20 protein-coding genes and 1 pseudogene are annotated in these 19,164 nt (G+C 48.1%); 13 read left to right on the top strand and 8 right to left on the bottom strand.

All coding sequences use genetic code 11. The annotated features are described in order from the left end of the window. Window positions 1–16: 16 nt before the first annotated feature. On the bottom strand, window positions 17–1,006 hold the full coding sequence (locus tag P364_RS0106890; RefSeq protein ID WP_024629410.1) for a polysaccharide biosynthesis protein: 990 nt from the start codon (window positions 1,004–1,006) through the stop codon (window positions 17–19). Window positions 1,007–1,023: 17 nt separating this feature from the next. Further along, window positions 1,024–1,713 carry a glycosyltransferase gene (locus P364_RS0106885; protein WP_024629409.1) on the bottom strand — a complete coding sequence of 230 codons (690 nt, stop codon included), beginning with the start codon at window positions 1,711–1,713 and terminating at the stop codon, window positions 1,024–1,026. A gap of 356 nt (window positions 1,714–2,069) precedes the next feature. Between P364_RS0106885 and P364_RS0106880 the strand changes: the two genes are divergently transcribed. Then, window positions 2,070–2,780: a GT-D fold domain-containing glycosyltransferase gene (locus P364_RS0106880; RefSeq protein WP_024629408.1), complete on the top strand. Its 711-nt coding sequence runs from the start codon at window positions 2,070–2,072 to the stop codon at window positions 2,778–2,780. A 180-nt stretch (window positions 2,781–2,960) separates the two neighbouring features. Here P364_RS0106880 and P364_RS0106875 read toward each other — a convergent pair whose 3' ends face one another. Continuing rightward, window positions 2,961–3,377 carry a hypothetical protein gene (locus P364_RS0106875; protein ID WP_024629407.1) on the bottom strand — a complete coding sequence of 139 codons (417 nt, stop codon included), beginning with the start codon at window positions 3,375–3,377 and terminating at the stop codon, window positions 2,961–2,963. 189 nt (window positions 3,378–3,566) lie between these two features. On the opposite strand from P364_RS0106875, the gene P364_RS0106870 reads away from it, so the two are divergent. The 12 genes and pseudogenes from P364_RS0106870 (at window position 3,567) to P364_RS0106815 (ending at window position 13,408) form a co-directional block, all read left to right on the top strand. Continuing rightward, window positions 3,567–4,700, top strand: a complete 1,134-nt coding sequence (locus tag P364_RS0106870) for an RluA family pseudouridine synthase (RefSeq protein WP_024629406.1) — start codon at window positions 3,567–3,569, stop codon at window positions 4,698–4,700. A 109-nt stretch (window positions 4,701–4,809) separates the two neighbouring features. Next, window positions 4,810–5,391 carry a DUF1273 domain-containing protein gene (locus P364_RS0106865; protein WP_029880796.1) on the top strand — a complete coding sequence of 194 codons (582 nt, stop codon included), beginning with the start codon at window positions 4,810–4,812 and terminating at the stop codon, window positions 5,389–5,391. A gap of 177 nt (window positions 5,392–5,568) precedes the next feature. After that, on the top strand, window positions 5,569–6,384 hold the full coding sequence (speD, locus tag P364_RS0106860; RefSeq protein WP_024629404.1) for an adenosylmethionine decarboxylase: 816 nt from the start codon (window positions 5,569–5,571) through the stop codon (window positions 6,382–6,384). Window positions 6,385–6,564: 180 nt separating this feature from the next. Beyond that, window positions 6,565–6,975: a flagellar basal body rod protein FlgB gene (flgB, locus tag P364_RS0106855; RefSeq protein ID WP_024629403.1), complete on the top strand. Its 411-nt coding sequence runs from the start codon at window positions 6,565–6,567 to the stop codon at window positions 6,973–6,975. Between the two features lie 205 nt (window positions 6,976–7,180). Further along, window positions 7,181–7,672: pseudogene (locus P364_RS36760) on the top strand (GNAT family N-acetyltransferase); the annotation flags it as partial. Window positions 7,673–7,846: 174 nt separating this feature from the next. Further along, complete coding sequence (locus tag P364_RS0106845; RefSeq protein ID WP_029880802.1) at window positions 7,847–8,275, top strand: NUDIX domain-containing protein; 429 nt, start codon at window positions 7,847–7,849, stop codon at window positions 8,273–8,275. A 232-nt stretch (window positions 8,276–8,507) separates the two neighbouring features. After that, window positions 8,508–9,023, top strand: coding sequence for an RNA polymerase sigma factor (locus P364_RS0106840; RefSeq protein WP_024629402.1), 516 nt, complete (start codon window positions 8,508–8,510; stop codon window positions 9,021–9,023). Then, window positions 9,020–10,351, top strand: a complete 1,332-nt coding sequence (locus P364_RS0106835; protein WP_024629401.1) for a DUF4179 domain-containing protein — start codon at window positions 9,020–9,022, stop codon at window positions 10,349–10,351. The genes P364_RS0106840 and P364_RS0106835 overlap by 4 nt, the downstream gene beginning before the upstream one ends. 111 nt (window positions 10,352–10,462) lie before the next feature. Continuing rightward, window positions 10,463–11,506: a S66 family peptidase gene (locus tag P364_RS0106830; RefSeq protein WP_024629400.1), complete on the top strand. Its 1,044-nt coding sequence runs from the start codon at window positions 10,463–10,465 to the stop codon at window positions 11,504–11,506. A gap of 64 nt (window positions 11,507–11,570) precedes the next feature. Then, window positions 11,571–11,876: a hypothetical protein gene (locus P364_RS0106825; RefSeq protein WP_024629399.1), complete on the top strand. Its 306-nt coding sequence runs from the start codon at window positions 11,571–11,573 to the stop codon at window positions 11,874–11,876. Between the two features lie 367 nt (window positions 11,877–12,243). Continuing rightward, on the top strand, window positions 12,244–12,939 hold the full coding sequence (locus P364_RS0106820) for a threonine/serine exporter family protein (RefSeq protein WP_236642097.1): 696 nt from the start codon (window positions 12,244–12,246) through the stop codon (window positions 12,937–12,939). 19 nt (window positions 12,940–12,958) lie between these two features. Further along, window positions 12,959–13,408, top strand: coding sequence for a threonine/serine exporter family protein (locus P364_RS0106815; protein ID WP_024629397.1), 450 nt, complete (start codon window positions 12,959–12,961; stop codon window positions 13,406–13,408). 229 nt (window positions 13,409–13,637) lie between these two features. On the opposite strand, the gene P364_RS0106810 is transcribed toward P364_RS0106815, so the two are convergent. The 5 genes from P364_RS0106810 to P364_RS0106790 form a co-directional block, all read right to left on the bottom strand. Continuing rightward, a complete protein-coding gene (locus P364_RS0106810) occupies window positions 13,638–15,500 on the bottom strand; it encodes a transglycosylase domain-containing protein (RefSeq protein WP_024629396.1) in 1,863 nt (620 codons plus the stop codon). Beyond that, the gene (locus P364_RS0106805; protein ID WP_161634215.1) at window positions 15,494–16,219 is read right to left on the bottom strand and encodes a HAMP domain-containing protein; all 726 of its coding nucleotides are present in this window, start codon (window positions 16,217–16,219) and stop codon (window positions 15,494–15,496) included. Before P364_RS0106805 ends, P364_RS0106810 begins: the two co-directional genes overlap by 7 nt. A gap of 136 nt (window positions 16,220–16,355) precedes the next feature. After that, window positions 16,356–17,522, bottom strand: coding sequence for a sensor histidine kinase (locus tag P364_RS0106800; protein ID WP_024629394.1), 1,167 nt, complete (start codon window positions 17,520–17,522; stop codon window positions 16,356–16,358). 54 nt (window positions 17,523–17,576) lie between these two features. Next, a complete protein-coding gene (locus P364_RS0106795; protein ID WP_029880794.1) occupies window positions 17,577–18,299 on the bottom strand; it encodes a response regulator transcription factor in 723 nt (240 codons plus the stop codon). Window positions 18,300–18,643: 344 nt separating this feature from the next. After that, entirely contained in the window at window positions 18,644–19,111 is a 468-nt protein-coding gene (locus P364_RS0106790) for a DinB family protein (protein ID WP_236642096.1), read from the bottom strand. Between the last annotated feature and the right edge of the window lie 53 nt (window positions 19,112–19,164).

The following is a 19,164-nucleotide window of genomic DNA, read 5'->3' as shown; positions in this document are numbered from 1 at the left end:
GTCCGCCTCCCTTCTATTAATCGATAAAGCCGCCTGCACGCAAAAATTGGGCAATTGCGAAACGATTCATCATCGCGCTGTCTGAACGATACTCGGAAAAGGTCACACGAGGTAGACCGCTGTATGGATCTGTAAGGCTCTTGTCCGGTTCCTGTGGCAAAATCACATAATATTGCTCATCATATTTGTAGGTACGCGGTGCCTCGTATGGAGAAATGAGTACCTCGTGCAATTTTTCGCCCGGACGAATTCCGGTTACTTTATAATCGTGAGCCGGACGACCTGCCTGTTCCAGCATGACCGAAGCCAGATCCGTCATCTTGCAGGCTTTCATTTTCATTACAAATGTCTCTCCACCCACCGCTGCCTCAGCCGCCTTCAGCAACAAATGAATGGCCTCCGTCCGTGTCAGGAAAAAGCGGGTCATGCCTTTGTCCGTAATGGTCGGGCTCTTGCCTTCATCAATCTGACAACGGAACAATGGAACGACACTGCCGCTGGTTCCAAGCACATTGCCTCCGCGAATACACACAAAACGCGTTGACTCGCTCAGCCCATTGGCACGAATCATCATTTTTTCACCCAAGGCCTTGGTCATGCCATAAACGTTAATCGGATCTACCGCCTTGTCGGTGGACACGTCAATGACTTTGGCAACCTGCATGCGAATCGCAGCGCGGATAATGTTCTGCGTACCGATGACGTTGGTCTTGAACGCTTCATCCGGCTGGTCCTCGCATACCGGGACGTGTTTCAGCGCAGCCAGATGGAAGAGAACGTTCACTCCGCGACAGGCCGCCTCCACCGCCCGATCATCCCGAATGTCTCCAATGACAAAACGCAAACGCGCATCATGACCAAAATCCCGCTGCATCGCAACCTGGGCGTATTCATTACGCGACATAATCCGAATCTCAGCCGGATTCTGCTCCAGCAGTACCTCGGTCAGCTTTTGTCCCCAGGAGCCGGTTCCTCCAGTGATCAGAATCGTTTGTCCTTGAATCATGGTAAATCCCTCCTTGTTCAGATCATGAATTCGCGTAATACCGCAGCCATCTCTTCCCGGTTTAACCGATCTTTCGGCGGTACTTTTTTAATGGAAGTATTGCTGGAATGCACGATGTTCACGTAATTACGCGGAGCCAGCAGCTCATGCGGCAGCTCAATGACATTGCCATGTGTTCCCCGGCCCGGCAGCTTCACCCGGTATCCTGCAGCGTACTCTGCCGTTTTATATAGGTAGACATAGAATTGCGGGGAACGATGAAACGCTGGCGCCATCTCATGATTCACGCTGTCCCACAGGTATCCATTCTGGTTAATGAGTGCCATCGTTCCAGGCTGTGGCTGCACATCATAAAGCTGCTGAACAAACGTTTTGTGATACAGATCATCCGAATCTAGTCGGGCAATATAGATATCCTCTACTCCCTCGGCAAAAGCCAGAATGGCACGCACACTTTCGATTGTTGTTCCAAAACGTATATTGGAAGGCAGCGGCTCCTGTTCAGCCAGAATCTCTTGCATCAGTTCCCCCGATTCCTTGGACAGCTTCAACACGGCCAGGAAATCCTGATTCGTCTGGGCCTTAAGGCAATGAAGGGTGAATCTACGAAAAATGCCCACTCGCCGCTCCAGCCAATCTCTCGTTAATCGCTGCGGGTCCATTCCGTAATTGTTGAAGTTAATCTCAATAACCACTTTTCTGGACATACCCTTCCTCCTCATTCATTCTGTTATTTCTTTCACTTCAGTCAGACTATTTTCATAGTCTTTTACAGCCCTTTCCACACCAAAAACGGCCTCTGTCTGCCTGAAGATGCCATACAGAAGCTCTATTCAAACAAGCTGACTCTATAACGTATGAAAAAATAATAGAATCGGTCCGGACACTTGCACAGGTTCTTCCATAAATCAGCTTTTACATAAGCCCTTCAGCGCTTACCTCTCCCGGAAGTAGATTGATATACACCCGAAGATGTGCCCTGCCGGGTCGAATGCACAATACGTTGTCGAAGCTGCAACATAGAATAGAGCAATTGAATTTTCAAAGGGGGCCTTATACCAAAATGAATGCAGTCTATCTTGAAATGGAGGGTGTGCTGGATCAACTTGAAGCCGCGGTGAGGGAGAAGCGTCCTTTCTCTCTTGTTCGTGTAGGCGATGGGGAGAATATCGTCATGTCTCAGGAAACGGTCTGGAGCACGGAACAGGTTCTGAAGGAGCGATGGGCCATCAAGGCTAATTTGGGGCAAAAAGGACTGCGTCTACCCAATCTGCAGCTCCGGGATGAGGTTGCCGCTTCCTTGCAGCGCGCGGATATCGTAGGCGTTCTTCCACACGGGGACAGTAGCATCAAAGCCCCGGAGCATCTCAAAAGACAGCTGACCGACATTGTGTTCGCACATTTCGGCATCTCTCCGGCACTGACTTGCCATGCCTGTGTCAATCGGGAACTCGCCCAGGTGCCACGCTTCTGGAATATGCTTGCTGGCAAGCGTATTCTGCTCGTTACCCGGGAGATTGAGCAGCTGAGGGCCATGCTCGTTCAGGAGCCATATCATCTGGATATTACAGCTGCGCTGCCCTTCGACAGCTGGGATCAGATGCAGGAAACACTGCAATGGATTCAAACGAATCGGGATACCTTCGATGTAGCTCTCTTCTCCTGTGGCGTGAATGCGGTTGTACTTGCGGAGCGGACAGCAGCACTTGCAGGCAAAGTCGCCATTGACTTCGGCAAAGCCAACAACATTATTTTGAAAGGCCGCGCCAACTAGTTTGTAAAAGTGGATATTACAACAAAATCCCGGACTCCTCAGAGCCGGGATTTTGTTCTGGTTTGTTCTCTCTTTTCTCTTTTCTCTTTTCACCGTAAGACTTGAGGGTCTTATTAGCGCTAAACGTAAGGGATACCCTATCCATTTCAGGACTTCATCTGCTGTGGTTAGCAAGTCTGTTCATAGGAACCAATTGGTAGCTGCAATCCCATAGAACACCTCAGGTCCAGTCCGTACAGATGTGGACACCCCGGAAATAAACGAGGTATATACACTTTCCAGTGCAGGCGGTGCGGACAGATCCTGTGCAGTGAACGAATGAAATTCAGCGCCACCGCTCTGACCTACCGTCCCTTCAGCGCGATAAATCACAAAGAACGGATCGTAAAAACTGCCCCGTACAAGCTCAACAACGAACGTATCCCCCTCTTCTCCGGTAACACCAACCGTGCCATTCAAGGTGATAATGGGGTTTGGGACACCAAGGGTCTGCAGACCAATGGAGCCGAACGCTTCTGGTGATGGGCCCAGAGACAAACCGGGCTGTCCAACCGTTCCCGAGTTCATCGAACTTCTCATATCAAGAAACACACCCATGAGTAACACCTCCAATGCTATGGGATACGTTATTCTATGAATCTCGACTCTCTTTGGATTGGATGGGTAACAGATTCTCTCCACCTATTTTTATTTGCCCCCGGTTAATGGTATATTGGACTGCATAACGAAATGAACGGATCGTATGCACACAAGCGGTACAGGCTGTTCAGAAGGAGATTAGTATTTATGAATAAACGCAAACGCCCAACAGGCAATACATCGGCCAAGGGGAAAGCATCTGCAGGTTCGTCCACAGCGCGGTCCGGGCGGTCCACTTTTACTTCCGCCAAATCATCAGGACCATCCGCATCACGCAATGCAGGAGCGGCGAAAAAGCCAGTAGCTGCCAAGTCCTCCGCAGCTCCCAAGAAAGCCGGAGCATCCAAACCCAAAGCAGCCAAACGCTCGGGCAATTCCTATTATCGTAAGCAGGAACCACCACGCCCGTACAAAGTCACCGAACCGGATGAACTGCTCAACTTTTTGCTGAAACACTTGAAGTCCGGCCGGAATGCGGTCAAATCCATCCTGGGTCGCGGACAGGTATCCGTTGATCAGAAAGTGGTTACCAAGTTTAATCTGGAGCTGACGCCAGGGCAGATCGTAACGATCAGCAGAGAAGGCGCCGTTGCCGCTCCTTCCTTGACAGGCATTAACATTTTGCATGAAGACGATGATATCATTGTCATTCGCAAGGAAGCCGGACTGCTATCCATTGCCGCTGACAAAAGTGATGATCTTACCGCTTATCGCCAGCTGACCGAGCATGTTCGCCGTACCAACGCGCTGAACCGGATATTTATTGTCCATCGTCTGGACCGCGACACTTCGGGTGTCATGATGTTCGCCAAGAGTGAAGAAGTGCAGCAGAAACTGCAGGACAACTGGAAAGATAATGTACAGGAACGTGTGTATGTTGCCCTTGTAGAAGGTGCCGTTGCGAAGGAAGAAGGAACCATTTCCTCATGGCTGAAAGAAACCAAGACACTCAAAATGTATTCCAGTCCTCGCCCGAATGATGGACAGCATGCGATTACACACTACAAACGTCTGCAGTCGAACCGCGAGTTCTCCCTGTTGGAAGTCCGTTTGGAAACGGGACGAAAAAACCAGATCCGTGTGCATATGGAAGATCTCGGACATCCCATTGCAGGCGACAAAAAATACGGTGCACAAACCAAAACACTTGGACGCCTCGGACTGCATGCACGGGTACTCTCGTTCATCCATCCAACGACAGGCGAGCTAATGCGATTTGAGACCGATATTCCAAAGCAGTTCCTGTATCCATTCCGTGCAGATGCCCCACCAGCGAAATAACGAAATGATTCAGAGAACAAGCATTGGTGGCTCAGATCTCAGCCTATTCAAGACAAGCCCCGGTGCCAGATTTGGCCGATGGCCTAACCAAGTCTGAAGGGAGGAACCGATGCTGAACAACTTGCTGATTACCGGTTATCGTGCACATGAACTACAGATTTTTGGACAGAAGCATGAGGGGATTCCTTTCATCAAGAAGGCCATCTCCTCCCGTCTTACACCTCTGGTCGAAGACGGGCTGGAATGGGTACTGACCCCAGGACAATACGGCGTGGACCTATGGGCCTGCGAAGTGGTGCTTGAGCTGAAGAAGACGTTCCCGGATCTGAAGCTGTCAATCATTACTGCTTTTCAGAATCCAGAGGAACAATGGAAGGAAGACAAACAGGAGTATTATCGCTCCATCCTGCAAGGTGTAGACTATTACGGAGCGATTAGTCGTCAGCCGTATATCGGCCCGTGGCAGTTCACTGCTCGGGATGACTTGCTGCTGCGCAAAAGCGACGGTCTCCTGCTCGTCTATGACGAAGATGCCGGAGATGGCAGTCCTCGTTTTATTAAGGAAAAAGCAGTCAAAAAGCAGCAGAATGAAGATTACACCATCATTAGTATCACATCAGAGGATATCCAATCGGTCGCCGAAGATGAACGGATGAACGATGTTGGGGATTACGAGGATTCTTCATTCTAAGTGATCAAATGAGTCAACCTCGGATAAGGTACGAATGAATTAGTGATCATTGCACTTTTATGTAGCAGCTTAGTTGTTCAGGAATTCGTACATATGTTTTTTTTGGCCGCAGGTTGGGTATAAGTAGTAGTAAAACTGCGATTACCATGTCGTATGGGACAAAGGGGAACTGCAACCATGACATTAACGCCAGAACAGCGCATTCAACTGCATGGATTCAACAACCTGACCAAGTCGCTGAGTTTCAATATGTACGATATCTGTTACACGAAAACCAAAGATGAACGCGAAGCTTACATTGAATATATTGATGAACAATATAATGCGGCCCGGCTCAGTAAAATACTGACCAACGTGTCTGACATTATCGGTGCCCATGTGCTGAATGTCGCCCAACAGGATTATGTTCCACAGGGTGCAAGTGTGACAATGCTTGTCTCGGAAGGCCCCATTGTGGAGATTCCCGAAGAATCCTTCGATGAATCCCCCGGTCCCCTGCCCGATAATGTCGTCATGCAGCTCGACAAAAGCCATATTACCGTTCATACGTATCCCGAATTCCACCCGAGTGAAGGCATCAGTACGTTCCGGGCAGACATTGACGTCTCTACCTGTGGTGAAATCTCGCCCCTAAAGGCGCTGAACTATCTGATCCACTCGTTTGATACGGATATTATGACGATGGATTACCGGGTACGGGGGTTTACACGGGATACGAGCGGACGCAAGCTGTTCATTGATCATGAGATCGGTTCGATTCAGAATTATATTCCGGATGAGATCAAGAGCAGCTTCGACATGATTGACGTGAACGTGTATCAGGAGAACATTTTTCACACCAAGTGCAAGTTGAGGGAATTCGACCTCGATAACTATCTGTTTGGTTATACCAAAGATAAACTGAGTAAAGCCGAGCAACAGGAAATTACGGAGTGGCTGAAGCTGGAAATGGACGAGATTTATTATGGCAAAAACATCAATCGTCCTTCTTAATGGCTGATTCGTGAGGACTGATTCATAAAGACTGAATAAGGATAAGATGACATGAGGGCAGGATTTCTTAACGGAAGCCTCCGGCGTGCGCTTGTCCTTTTCTTTTGCCTAACTTGACAGGCGGCAGCGCAATTTTTTATGATGAAAGCAATTGCATTTCCATTGAAGGAGACTGAGCCGTTGATTGAAACGAACACTTCCAGACGCAATGAATCTCTGTTACAAGCGCTGAACGTACAGCACCAGGTTACCACTGAAAATATTGCCAATGCAGACACACCCAATTACAAAAAGAAATCGGTGGAGTTTGAGGAAGAGCTTAGACGTATCATTGAGAATGGTAAAACAGATCAGCTCGCCATGAAGCGGACTCATGAAAAACACTTTCCGGTCAGTAATCCCAATGCTTCCATCGTTAATTACCAGATTGTCGAGAACAACGAAACATCCATGAATAATAACAACAATAACGTTGACATTGACAAGGAAATGGCGGATCTTTCGGAGAATCAGCTTATGTATAACTACATGGTTGACCGGGTAAGCGGGCATTACAAGAAAATGAAAAATCTGTTGCAGGATATGAAATAATGAATGGTAGAGCAGCCCTTTGGCTGCTTTTTGTTTTGTCTAATATTCGGAAATATACAGATGATCTATATTAAATTTGGTGGAGCTTTTCTTTTCCTAATCAGAAGGTTCGACTCCCCTGGTTATGTCCTTTTTCGGTATCCTCTCCTTTCGTAGTATAATGAGATAAAATGATTGATTTCATATCAAATAAAAGAGGTGCAACATGGCTCCACGTCATTTAAATGCTTTTCAAGGCTCCAAAGTACGACTGGCCGCTCCTTGCCCGGAAGACTGCATGCGGCTCAGCCGCTTCACTGACAGTTATGATTACTTGCGTAATCTGGATACCGATATTGCTGTTCCACTAACGCCTGATGAGACGGGGTCATCCGCAGTTCGGAGAGACAACGGCTTTGAATTTGCGCTGCGTACTCTGGAGGACAATCGGTTCATTGGATTTACGGCCCTCTACCGAATTGAGTGGAATAACCGCTCTGCACGACTGGCGATTGGTATTGGTGATGACAAAGATCGTGGTCAAGGCTACGGCAGTGATGCTCTTGCCCTGATCATTCGTTATGGATTCCATGAATTGAATCTGAACCGGATTTCGCTGGAAGTGATTGAATACAATGAAGCTGCGAGACGTGCATATCTCAAAGCCGGATTTCGGGAGGAAGGTCGTCAGCGCTCTGCCGTTCTGCGGGATGGCACGCATTATGATCTGATCTCCATGAGTATCCTTGCGGAAGAATGGTCAACGCAGACCAAGCTTCCTTTGGCGTTTCAGTCCACTCAAGTCCGGGGAGCTGCACAGACGGAAGATCACTCAGACTCACAACTGCTAGCTGCTGAAGAATCTGCGTTGTCTGATTCACAAGCCAAGCTCATGGCGGATGCTTCTGTTCAACCTCGCATTGGTGTTGGGGCGGTTATCCTCAACGAGCGCAATGAAGTCCTTTTGGTTTGGCGGAATCGCCAGCCTGAACAGTACACCTGGAGTATCCCCGGAGGCAAAGTCGATCCTTACGAATCGTTGGAAACGGCGGTCATTCGGGAAATTAAGGAAGAAGTCGATTTGGATATTGCCATCGAGGGATTACTCTGCACGGCCGAAACCATTCGTCCGGAACAGGAAGAACATTGGATATCCGTACTTTATTTTACTCGGGTCATCCGCGGTATTGCCCGCAATCTGGAGGAAGGCGGTGCCATTGGCGAGATCGGCTGGTTCCCATTGAACGATCTTCCCTCTCCGCTAGCGAGTTTTACCGTGCCTGGCCTACAAGCCGTAAAGCAACTCTATTCCCAAGATTGAGTGTGGGAACCGTAATTTAGGATGACGAAACTTCAATAAAATGCATAACAACCGCCGAACTCCTTTTTCTGAGTCAAAGGGGAGCTTGGCGGTTATTTTCGATTTTCTGCGCAAATTCCTTCTTTATAGTAGTTTCAGTACATGTATACATAACTTTATTTTCCAAAACCAAGAACCGTTTGGCCCTTTCCACGGTCTAATACGCAACAACATCCATGAAAGGAGGAGCCATGTGACCCCTGCTCAACTAACCATCGTGGCACAAAAAGGGGATGCCGAGGCTTTTGCAGCCTTAATGGAGATGCATCAGAGCCGACTGTATCGGATCGCTTATGCCTATCTGCGCAACGAAGGCGATGCGCTGGAAGCGATACAGGAGACTACCTATAGAGCTTATCGAAAGCTCAAGAAACTAAAAGAACCCTCCTATTTCGGCACCTGGCTAATCCGTATTCTGCTGAACTACTGTGCGGACGAACGCAAACGCAAGAGCCGGTTCAGCCACGTTACCGAAATTCATGAACCCAGCGGCTGGGACCGACCCGAAGACCCCGATCTTGCCGCAGCCGTCTCTGCGCTGGATCGGGATTGTAAGCAGATTATTATTCTGAGTTATTTCGAAGGCTTCTCTTTGACAGAGGTCGCTGACATTCTGGAAATTCCTACAGGGACCGTAAAATCCCGACTGCATCGAGCTCTCGGACAGCTTCGGAATCAACTTGAAACGAAAGGAGATAAATTATCATGACCGATGAAATGGAATCATTTGAAGGTCTGGAACATCGTCTGGATGCTCGTAAAACGGAATACAACACTATACCTGTACCCGGCCCCGGAACATATCAGGCTGTACAGGCCGGAATCCGTCAGGCCACGCGCAAGCGCAGATCGCGGCTGCGCTGGTATATGAGTTCCATCTCGGCAGCTGCAATTATCCTCTTGTTTACGGGATGTATCCGCGTCTCTCCCGCTTTTGCGTCCTTTGTAGAGCAGCTACCGGGCATGGAAGGTATCGTTAGCATGATTCGCCAGGATAAAGGATTAATGATGGCCATCGATCAGTCCCTCTTGCAGAAGGTCGGTGTGACCGATGAGCATGATGGGGCTTCAATGACCGTGGACGGCATTATTACAGACGAGTCACGTATGGTTATTTTTTACACACTGAAAGGCATGAAAGATTCCGAGAAAGGCAACTATGATATCGATCTGCTTGATGAAAAGGGAAAGGATCTTCCTGTTGCGTTTAGCTATTCCTCTCCTAAGCCTGCTTCAGAAAATGGCGTTTATGAGGATAAAATCGATGTCTCATTCACAGAATCTTTACCGCCACAAGAGCTGACCGTTGTATTTAAGGAACGAGGTAAGGAAGGGGCTAAAAAGTGGAAGGTCACTTTCCCAGTGGATCACAGCTTAACGAAAGGTATGAAAAAAGTCATCCCTGTAAACCAAACCATGACCGTGGACGGGCAGCGTATTCATGTAAAACAGGCCGTTCTGCATCCCACTCGCCTTGTACTTGATATAGAATATGATCGGAACAACACCAAAAAAATCTTCGGAATCCGTGATCTACATTTAGTGGATGAGCAAGGCCGAGCATGGCGAACGGATTCTTCTTCCATCTCGGGCTCTGGGAGTTCCGTCTTTTTCGAAAGTATGTACTTCTCCACTCCGAAAAAACTGACGTTGCAGGGGTCTGGCCTTGCAGCGCTGGATAAGGATGAACTGGTTATCAGCATCGATCCTTCTTCAGGTGAAATACAAGGTGGCCCATCGAGTTTGAAATTCCTGAAAAGCACGGTACAGGGCAAAGATCTGGTCATCGAGTTTTCAATCTCAAACTCTCAAGATGCCACTTCTGGGCTATCATTTACCAATATCGAGGACAGTAAGGGAAAGCCTTTCGAAATTAATGAGTTCGGCTGGAGTCCTTCAGGTGAAAATGGGATCTCCGAAGCAAGGATTGTCATTAAAAATGCAGCCGTAGCTAAAGGAAAACTAACAATGGAAATATTCTCTTACCCTTATCAAAGTCGTGCACCGTTTTCTATTGAAATTCCTGTGACTCCCTAAATGAAAGATGAGCCGCCATAATAGCAAGCCACATAAAGTAATCATGCACTATAATGGAAACACCAAACATCTACATTAAATCAAAATGTCACAGGAAAGGATGTTTCCACAATGAATAACCGTTCCATCCGTTACCCACAACCACTCGCACCGGGAAATACCATTGGGGTGGCTGCGCCATCCAGCGGTGTGGGTGAATCCTTGCATCATTACCTTGAAGAGAGCAGGCACAACATGGAGCGCCTTGGTTTTGGTGTTCAGGAGAGCCCTTTTCTACGGCATAACGCCAAATGTGTAAGTTCGTCCAAGGAAGATCGCGCAGCCGAGATCAATGCGTTTTTCCGTGACCCTGAGATTCAGGCAATTATCCCTCCGTGGGGTGGAGAGTTCCTTATGGATATCCTGCCCCTGCTGGATTGGGAAGCTTTGAAAACCTTGCCGCCCAAATGGGTCATGGGGTATTCAGATATCAGTACCTTTTTATTCGCATACACCCTGATCACCGGAACGGCTTCGGCACATGGTACAAACTACGTGGATCTTAGGTCCAATGAACTCGATCCGGTGACCGCCCGCTGGATTGATGTATTGCAGACTGGACACGGAGGGCAGATCAATCAATCTTCCTCCACCCACTATCAATCGGAATGGAAACCGGAGTTGTCGAGGTTTAATCTGGATACCCCTTCACACTGGAAACAGCTGGGGCGGCCCCAAGGAGCTGACGCACAGGTTACGTTCTCAGGTCGGTTGATCGGCGGCTGTATGGATACAATCACTTGTCTGATCGGCACACCTTACGCACCAGTTGAAGCGTATCTCGATCAGTTCTGTGCGGAAGAAGGAACCATCTGGTATCTGGAAAGCTGTGAAATGAATGCGGGTGATATCTACCGTCATCTGTGGCAGATGAGACAGGCTGGCTGGTTTGCTGGCGTTAAAGGCTTCATGTTCGGCCGACCTGCCGGGTATTCGGATACAGGAGATTTCAATTTTACCGATGCCCTAACCTCAGCGCTGGGGGATATAGATGTTCCCGTACTGTATGATGTGGATCTGGGCCACATCCCGCCACAGTTAACCTTTGTGAATGGCGCACTGGGCAAAGTCGCTTATGAAAATGGGCGCGGAAGGCTTGAGATGGCATTTGTGTAAACACCTTTTGTAGGCAGATGCATACCTTGAAGTAAGAACTTATTTTGAGGAAGGGTTGTGCATCATGTCTGAATCCACATCCACACCATCCGCACTTGTCGTATACCAAGCCAATCAACCGATGCTTCAATCCGTGCAAAGTGTGCGGAATATGCTTCATCATACAGCCCGGCAGCACGTAGGCAAGAAGGTGCAAGTCCAGAATATCGATGGTCAGGTATGGGAAGGTGTCATTATCAGCGCAGATCGGGGTATTCTATATCTCCAGGTTACGCCGATGCATGGATATCCTGAGCCGCGTGCCTTGTTTGGACCGACGATTCTGCCACTCGTACTGTATGAGCTGTTAGTCATTACGCTGTTGATGTAATTGTTTTTTTATCGCTATAGAGCCAAATCCAAAAATCTTTGCTCCGGAGGCCCTTGGGTCCGGGAACGAAGATTTTTTTGGTTGGTTTAGGGGTGCTCGGGTAGTCCTTTTGGCTTGAATGTATGCATCAATCTCTGCAATCTGGATGACTTCCTGTCGTTCGTGCGGTATGTTTCCTTGCTAACGTGTGAAATATGATACAATGGTGTCGGCACCAAGCCTTATCTCATATGAACGGAGCTTGATCCGGTTGGAATATATCCCTCATGATCCTCCACCCGTGCCTCAGTCTGAGACGGAGCTGGTTGGGACAAATCATACTGAACAATCCCGTGTGATCGCAATCTGTCTATTGGCAGGCAAAATCATGCTGCAAAGCGGCGGTGAAACCTATCGTGTGGAAGATACGATGAAACGCATGGCTGCCGCGCTGGGCCTTCCCCATTCACACAGTTACGTTGTGCCCACAGGCATCTTCTTCTCGGTTGATGCAACCGAGCCTGCCAAGTTGATACGAATCTCCGAACGAACCACGGATTTGCATAAGGTATCCGAAGTGAATGCCGTTTCCCGGCGTATTGGACAAGGTGAATTGTCCGTTGAAGAAGCGTATGCGTTATTACAACAAATTGAGGGACAGCCCTCCTCCTATTCTGCAGTTGTGCGGCTTACGGCGGCGGCGTTATCCAGTGGGTGCTTTACCATTATGTTTGGTGGAGGCTGGGTCGACTTTCTCCCTGCAGTGCTCTGCGGTGGTATCGGCTATGCAGCGGTCATCGCCTTCCATCGACTGGTACTCGTGAAGTTTTTTGCCGAGCTGACAGCTTCATTTGTCATCGGTCTGCTCGCCTTTTTGCTTGTCTTTATGGGTGCAGGTCATGAACGGGACAAAATCATTATTGGCTCAGTCATGCCACTGGTACCGGGGTTGCTGATTACCAATGCTGTGCGTGACCTGATGGCTGGGCATCTCGTGTCCGGATTATCCAAGGGAGCCGAGGCGTTCCTGACGGCTTTTGCGATTGGTACCGGCATTGCTGTTGTTTTTTCACTTTTTATGTAAGACGGAGGAGTTGCAGGTTATGCTTCATTTTATTGAACAAGCCCTGACCAGCTTTGTCGCCTCGGCTGCATTCGGCATCATCTTCAACGCCCCACGACGCATGCTGCTTCACGGTGGATTTGTTGGCATGATCGGCTGGATCATCTACATTGTGCTTGAATATGCAGCAGATGCTGTTCCTGCTACACTGGCAGCGACCATCGCTGTAGGTGTCATCAGCCAGCTGTTCTCCCGTACGTTTCGCGCACCCGTCATTATCTTTAGCGTGGCAGGCATCATTCCGCTCGTTCCCGGTGGGCTGGCGTATAATGCGATGCGCAATTTTGTGCAAAATGACTACGGTGCTGCCATGGAGATGGCTGCCAAGGCACTCATGTTATCCGGTGCCATCGCGATCGGACTTGTATTGTCCGAAGTGTTGAACCAAATGATTCGTCGTTTACCAGAATCGTTGCGAGCAAAATCCTAGCAGTAGATGAATATACTATCACTAAAACGATAATGGCCCGTGGGAGACAGGGTAAACTGTCCTTCACGGGTTTTCCATATTTTTAACATATATTGAATCGGGATTATCTCCCTTGCAGCGGTCTCATCGTTGCATCCATCTATTCGATAACTTTACGATCCATAAGACAGAAATCCCCCATGTCTGCTTGAAAATCCTTGTCCTTTGTTATACAGTAAACCTTTCTCTTTTATGGCAAAGCACGCTTCATAACCGACGCAAATAAATCTGCCGCCACACCACTTCCGGATCTCATATAATGCTCTGCATCCGTACGATCAAATCCCATCCAGACTGCAGCCGTCCACTTGCCAGTATATCCCACGAACCACAGATCCCGATTGCCCTCCTTGCTTACACCAGGTAATGCAGCCTGCGTTGTTCCTGTCTTCCCCGCTACCTTATGCCGACTCAGCTGTGCTCTACTGCCTGTTCCCTGACTGACCACATCTTGGAGCATACCAGTCATGGCCGTTGCCGTGCTGGTGGAGATCACCTGCTTATTCTCTGGCTTAAAGGTATAGATCGCCCGGCCACGTGAATCCGTAATTTCACGAATCAGATGTGCCGTATTAAACTTGCCGTTATTGGCAAAGACAGAATAGGCCTGAGCCATTTTCAGTGGAGATACCCCCTTATGCAAGCCTCCCAAGGCAATCGACAGATTGAGATCCTCCTTACCCAGTTCAATGCCCAATCGATCAGCAAATTGATGTGCGCGTCCCAACCCTGTCTCATGCAGCAGCCATACGGCTGGAGCATTAATGGAATGTTCAATGGCTTGTGACATCGTAACTGCACCTCGGTAACGCCCACCCAGATTGCTTGGTTGATAACTCCCATATTTCATGCGTTGATCGGGTAGTATACTCTCCGGCTTAAACCGCCCGGATTCCAGTGCAGGTCCGTATGCAATAATGGGCTTGAATGCAGAACCTGGTTGCCTCGCATCCGTGGTTGCCCGGTTGATGCCTCCTTTTACAGGGTCACGCCCGCCCATCATCGCTTTGACTTCACCGTTATGCTGGTCCAGTATGACCATGCTCGCCTGCACTTGCTCATCCTTGCGATCATCGGGGAACCGGGAAGATTCGCGGAACGCTTGCTCCATCGCTAGCTGCGCTTGATCATCCAATCCTGTATGAATGGTCCAGCCTGCGGATTGAATCTCTGCCATACTTTTGCCTGTAAGGCGAGAAGCCTCCTCGATCACCGCATCTAATGCAGACACGTAAGCAGGCACTGGCGAGCCTGGACTCGATGCAGATGCTGGATCTGGCGGTGTATAGTCCACACTTCGCGCTTCCTCCATCTGTCTCTTTGTAATAATTCCTTGCTCATGCATGAGGCCAAGAACCACAGACCGCCTCTCTTGTGATAGTTCTTCCCGATCCACCGGGTTGTATATAGAAGGCCCCTTCGGAATTCCGGCGAGCGTAGCCATTTGCCAAATCTCAAGCTGATGTAAATCCTTAATCCCGAAGTAGCGCCAAGCCGCTGCTTTAACCCCGTACTGCTGACGTCCCATATAAATATGATTCAGATACAGCTCCAATAGCTCATCCTTGCTAAATTTCTTTTCCATCGCCATGGCAATCGACATCTCATTCACCTTGCGAACCAGGGTTTTATCTCCGTTCAAGTACAGATTTCTGGCCAGCTGCTGTGTAATGGAGCTACCTCCCTGACTCAGGTTCATATGTAAAACATCCTGCACAACCGCCCTGCCAATCCCGATAAAATCCAATCCGTCATGATTATAAAAACGTCGATCTTCCGTAGCCAGAAACGCCTGCTTTAACAGATCGGGCATGTCCTTCAAATCGGCATATTCCGAATATCCCTTGGTTTGCACTTGTAATCTCGAAATTTCTGTTCCGTTGGCATTCGTAATGATGGTGGAAGAGGCCGTTGATATGGCCTCAGGATGATTTCGAAGTACACCTTCGCCGTAAGCAACCAGATAGATATAGCCGATCACAAGCAAAATAACGATCACTACAGAGGCATCAAATATGTGATAGATTCCCCGCCTTATACTGGATCTCAACATTCAGGCTCCCTGAATACATGTGGAATGGAACCTGAATGTTCTTGTGGCTTCATTTCCATGGAATCCAGGGCAAGCTCCAGCCTTAACGTCTGTTCATACGCCAGCCTGACCCAGTGCTGAATCTCCGCTTCATCCCGGCAGCGTCCTTCCATGACCGTATCAAGCGATGAACGAACACCATAGAGAGTCAATTTAATCGGCAGATCGGCACTTAAGCGGCCCGATTGTGAACCAACCAAATCATCTTGGATATGTCGCTTTCCGAACCATTCTTCGCCTCTCGGCTCCCGTTCTATCCACTCATGATCTGAACTATTTATGTGCTCCGCTTGTATACGTATCGCAACGTCATTCAGATCGGCAGCAATCTGCCGCAGTTCCCCGCCATTCAGCACTTCAATCGGTGCTGAAATTTGGCCATTAGCCAGCTCATGAGCTCCACGAGCAATGACCTTGAGGTCATCTGCAATCTTCTGCGATCGAAACCAAAAAAACAAGGCAAACAAACTTCCCCCGATGAATATAACCAACGGTGTTGTTCCGATATGGTTTATCACCCAATGCATAACGCGAGTTATCCCTGTTGTCTCAGACAGGAGATGACGGTGGGCAAAACGTAACATGTGATAAACGACAAATAGGAGCGCTGCGCTAAGTAACGCGCTTGCTCCACAGATATATATGTATCTAAGTCTGACTGTACGTAATAATAATCTCATATTCGGCATCCTCCTCAATTTTGCAGCTCATGTGTACGATTGAGGTTAAGAATACCGAATATTTCTTAATGAGGAAGTGGGTAACTTCTTATCATTTTCTTAATTAAGCAATTAGGATGTTGAATCAAGGGAAGATCTAATACATCGGACGAGAATTCTGCCCGGTTAACGTACCTCTTGGATCTCTGTTCATCGGAGCAGCAGTTACAGGGAAACGCGTAACAAAATCGGTTCGGCCCTGTTCACTGTAGGCAGCTATACTTCCTTGATGTAATTCTATCATTGACTTGGCAATGGCCAGCCCCAGACCGGTGCCGCCCGTATCACGAGAGCGGGACTTGTCCACCCGGTAGAATCGATCAAATAAATGCGGCAAATCCTGCGCCGGAATCGGTTCACCGTAATTGCTGATACGCACCACGGCTTCATCACCTTCAAGAGACAACGCGATCTCCATCACTTTCCCCTGTGCCCCGTAACGGATTGCGTTACTGAACAGGTTCTCATATGCACGTACAAGCTCCCCGGGAGCGGCCTGAATCCATAAAGGCTCCTGTCCACCGATGATCTTGTATGTCATGCCCGCCTCTTCCAGCATCGGAGCGAACTCTTCCGCCAGCTGCATCAGAAACGGGTTCAGGTTCAAAGAAGTCAAGGACAAGGGCAGGCTCCCACCACTGACACGGGTATATTCGAACAAATCGTCGATCAGCTTCCTTAATGTCAATGATTTCTCGTACGCAATGCTCACGTAATAGCGCATTTCAATTTCATCCTGATACCGATCCTTCTCTATGTACTCCAAAAATCCGAGAATGGAGGTAAGCGGTGTCCTCAAATCATGAGAAATGCCTGTAATCAAATCATTTTTGGCAGCGACTGCACTACGCTCCTCCTGCAATGACAGCTGCAATTGTTCAGCCATCTGATTAATGCTGGCAGCAACAACGCCAAATTCATCCGATGTCTTTACCTCGATCCGATGAGACAACTCTCCTTTGGCAACCTCCTGAATTCCCGCCGTAATCTCATCCAAAACGAGCATCAGCCTCCGTGTGAACAGGAAAAAGAACAGCACAAAGCCAAGTATGCCAACTATAATCATTAATGGCACCGACCCAATATTGTTCACCAGCCACCTGATACCCCTTGCAGGGAGCGAATAATCAGGATAGGTCTGAGCATCCAGAATGGATCGTACAACTTTGCTGCCCCCATACAAAATAGCCGCAGTCAAAATGCCACTCAGCATAAATGCGTAAATAAATTTCCACCGGACTGTGTTAATTAATTTTGAATTCATCTCGGAACTCCCTGCTCACGCTCTGTATCCAATTCACCTTGTAAACGCACGTGCTTATTGTGGTTTGATCATCTTATACCCAACACCCCATACCGTCTGTATGAACTTGGGATGTTTGCTGTCGAGTTCAATTTTCTCCCGAATCTTGCGGATATGCACCATGACGGTGTTGTTGGATTCCATGAATTCCTCTTTCCAGACCTGTCTGTAGATCTGCTCCATACTAAGCACAGAGCCTTGATGGCGCGCCAGCAGCTCCAGAACGGCAAATTCACGGGGAGTCAGACGAACAGGCTGCTCATCCACCCAGACCTCATGGGTATCGGTATTGATGACCAGATCGTCAATCACCCATTCATGCTCCTTGTTCTCCCGGCCTTCATTGAAGGTATGATACCTGCGAAGCTGTGATTTTGCCCGTGCCACTAGTTCAAGCGGGTTAAACGGCTTGGTCACATAATCATCAGCACCGATGCTCAGCCCTGTGATTTTATCCATATCCATGCTTTTGGCGGACAGCATAATGATCGGCATTTTCTGCTCTTCCCGAATTTTCATACAGGCTTCAATTCCGTCCATATTTGGCATCATGACATCCAGAATGATCAGATCAATTGGCTCTTTCTTCAATTGCTCAAGCGCCTCGATCCCATCACTAGCTGTTAGAACTCGATACCCTTCATTGCCAAAATAAATCTCCATCAATTTAATAATATCCTGCTCATCATCCACAAGCAGAATGGTTGCTGGCTGTGCCACGGCATTATTCCTTTCCATTCCATGAATCATTGCTTTGATCAGAGTATACCACTAGAATATGAATCTGCGAAAATCATCACGCTCAGAAAAGGGATACCAACGTTAAATTTCCAGTATACTGAATACCCTCTCATAATGGGTTCGATTATCGTAAGCTGATAAAGTTTCTGAATATGTTCAGTCTATTTCTCTCAACCTATGTAGTGTTGTTGCCTTCCATTTGGTACTCCCTATCAGTAAAGTATAGTATCGTCGATCTAATCCCGATTTAACCGTTGCTTGTTTCGGATAACATGCTCTATGTATTCTATCTAATCTTGTTTCTATTCAGGCAGAAACTCGGTATGATGTATCTATTTTTTCTATTCAAACAATGCCACTTTGGGCTCTATACCAGTCAAAGTTAGCATCGTGTGCAGTTGGCCCCTGTGGTGGTATACATGTCCCATAATCTCAAGCAGCCACTCCAGACGACTGTACGAAGCGCCCCAGTAGGAGTCAGTCACCTGTAATAAGTCCTCCGTATTAAACTGTCTGTATCTATGGTAAAGGTACATCTGATTGGCAATCAGCGCTTCCTTGATCTCACTGAGTGTATTCGGCTGATTTTCCTCGTAAAACAAAGCCATTTCTTCTTCAGAGGCTCCCTCCGAAATATGTACATCTGCACGACAAATGACGGATAGATGAGAAAGCAATTCTCCAACCGGCCGTTTGCCTTCAATCGGAGTCAAAGCCAAATCCTGTTCGGATAGTTGGTCACATAAATTGATTAATGATGTGACTGCCACATCAATATGTTTAAATGCGGATTGAATCAACAGAAACACTCCCTTTTTATCCCATTATATAGAACGTATGATCGCTAATCAACCCATTTATT

Origin of the sequence: Paenibacillus sp. MAEPY2, assembly GCF_000499205.1 — a bacterium.
GTDB classification, from domain to species: Bacteria; Bacillota; Bacilli; order Paenibacillales; family Paenibacillaceae; genus Paenibacillus; species Paenibacillus vandeheii.
The sequence above is the reverse complement of the archived record's forward strand: the minus strand, read 5'-3'. Positions and strand labels throughout refer to the sequence as shown.